Origin of the sequence: Sporolactobacillus terrae DSM 11697 (assembly GCF_000648615.1) — a bacterium.
Taxonomy (GTDB): Bacteria; Bacillota; Bacilli; order Bacillales; family Sporolactobacillaceae; genus Sporolactobacillus; species Sporolactobacillus terrae.
The window spans coordinates 1-2,344 of record NZ_JFZC01000082.1 but is presented as its reverse complement, the minus strand read 5'-3'; the positions used below and the strand labels follow the sequence as shown (position 1 = coordinate 2,344).

The 2,344-nt window shown below is 53.8% G+C and carries 1 rRNA gene; it reads left to right on the top strand.

Features of this window, described 5'->3' with window-relative positions:
* A 23S ribosomal RNA gene (locus tag AA84_RS0114050) occupies positions 1-2,338 on the top strand; the annotation flags it as partial.
* Between the last annotated feature and the right edge of the window lie 6 nt (positions 2,339-2,344).

The window sequence follows — 2,344 nt, the reverse complement described above, 5'->3', positions numbered from 1 at the left end:
GGGGGTGACAGCGTACCTTTTGTAGAATGGACCGGCGAGTGACGATTCTAAGCAAGGTTAAGCTGAAGAGGCGGAGCCGCAGCGAAAGCGAGTCTGAATAGGGCGAATGAGTTTAGGGTTGTCGACCCGAAACCGTGTGATCTACCCATGTCCAGGGTGAAGTTCAGGTAACACTGAATGGAGGCCCGAACCCACGCATGTTGAAAAATGCGGGGATGAGGTGTGGGTAGGGGTGAAATGCCAATCGAACACGGAGATAGCTGGTTCTCCCCGAAATAGCTTTAGGGCTAGCCTCGGATGAGTGAGACTTGGAGGTAGAGCACTGATTGAATAAGGGGTCCCCACAGGATTACCGAGTTCAGTCAAACTCCGAATGCCAAGCCCTTACGTCCGGGAGTCAGACGGCGAGTGATAAGATCCGTCGTCGAAAGGGAAACAGCCCAGACCGCCGACTAAGGTCCCTAAGTTTGTGCTAAGTGGGAAAGGATGTGACGTTGCCCAGACAACCAGGATGTTGGCTCAGAAGCAGCCACCATTTAAAGAGTGCGTAATAGCTCACTGGTCGAGTGGCGTCGCGCCGAAAATGTAACGGGGCTAAGCACAGCACCGAAGTCGCGGATGACCGTCAGGTCATGGTAGGGGAGCGTTCCAAGGGCATTGAAGATGTGCCGTGAGGCATGTTGGAGCGTTTGGAAGTGAGAATGCCGGTATGAGTAACGAAAAGAGAAGTGAGAATCTTCTCCGTCGAAAGCCTAAGGGTTCCTGAGGAAGGTTCGTCCGCTCAGGGTTAGTCGGGGCCTAAGCCGAGGCCGAAAGGCGTAGGCGATGGACAACAGGTTGATATTCCTGTACCAGCGTTTCACGTTTGAGTGATGGGGGGACGCAGGAAGGTAAGGCGAGCGCACGGATGGAAGCGTGCGTTCAAGCCGTGAGGCTTGCAGCGAGGCAAATCCCGCTGCTTGTGGCCAAGCGGTGATGAGGAGGGAACTTAAGTACCGAAGCGCCTGATCCTACACTGCCAAGAAAAGCCTCTAGCGAGTGAAACGGTGCCCGTACCCAAACCGACACAGGTGGGCAAGAAGAGAATTCTAAGACGCTCGGGAGAACTCTCGTTAAGGAACTCGGCAAAATCACCCCGTAACTTAGGGAGAAGGGGTGCTCGAAGGACCTTCGGGTCCGGAGAGCCGCAGTGAAAAGATCCAAGCGACTGTTTACCAAAAACACAGGTTTCTGCTAAACCGTAAGGTGATGTATAGGGGCTGACACCTGCCCGGTGCTGGAAGGTTAAAAGGAGAGGTTATCCCTTCGGGGAGAAGCTTTGAATTGAAGCCCCAGTAAACGGCGGCCGTAACTATAACGGTCCTAAGGTAGCGAAATTCCTTGTCGGGTAAGTTCCGACCCGCACGAAAGGTGTAACGATTTGGATACTGTCTCAACGAGAGACCCGGTGAAATTATAGTACCTGTGAAGATGCAGGTTACCCGCGACAGGACGGAAAGACCCCATGGAGCTTTACTGCAGCTTGATATTGGATGTGGGTATCGTTTGTACAGGATAGGCAGGAGCCTTGGAAGCCGGACCGCTAGGTTCGGTGGAGGCATCGGTGGGATACTGCCCTGACGATATCGACATTCTAACCCTGAACCGTGATCCGGTTCGGAGACAGTGTCAGGCGGGCAGTTTGACTGGGGCGGTCGCCTCCTAAAAGGTAACGGAGGCGCCCAAAGGTTCCCTCAGAATGGTTGGAAATCATTCGCAGAGTGTAAAGGCACAAGGGAGCTTGACTGCGAGACCTACAAGTCGAGCAGGGACGAAAGTCGGGCTTAGTGATCCGGTGGCACCGCATGGAAGGGCCATCGCTCAACGGATAAAAGCTACCCTGGGGATAACAGGCTTATCTCCCCCAAGAGTTCACATCGACGGGGAGGTTTGGCACCTCGATGTCGGCTCATCGCATCCTGGGGCTGAAGTAGGTCCCAAGGGTTGGGCTGTTCGCCCATTAAAGCGGTACGCGAGCTGGGTTCAGAACGTCGTGAGACAGTTCGGTCCCTATCCGTCGCGGGCGTAGGAAATTTGAGAAGAGCTGTCCTTAGTACGAGAGGACCGGGATGGACACACCGCTGGTGTACCAGTTGTTCCGCCAGGAGCATACGCTGGGTAGCTATGTGTGGACGGGATAAGTGCTGAAAGCATCTAAGCATGAAGCCCCCTTCAAGATGAGATTTCCCATGATTTTAATCAGTAAGACCCCTTAGAGATGATGAGGTTGATAGGTCTGGAGTGGAAGCACGGTGACGTGTGAAGCGGACAGATACTAATCGGTCGAGGACTTAACCCAAAACAA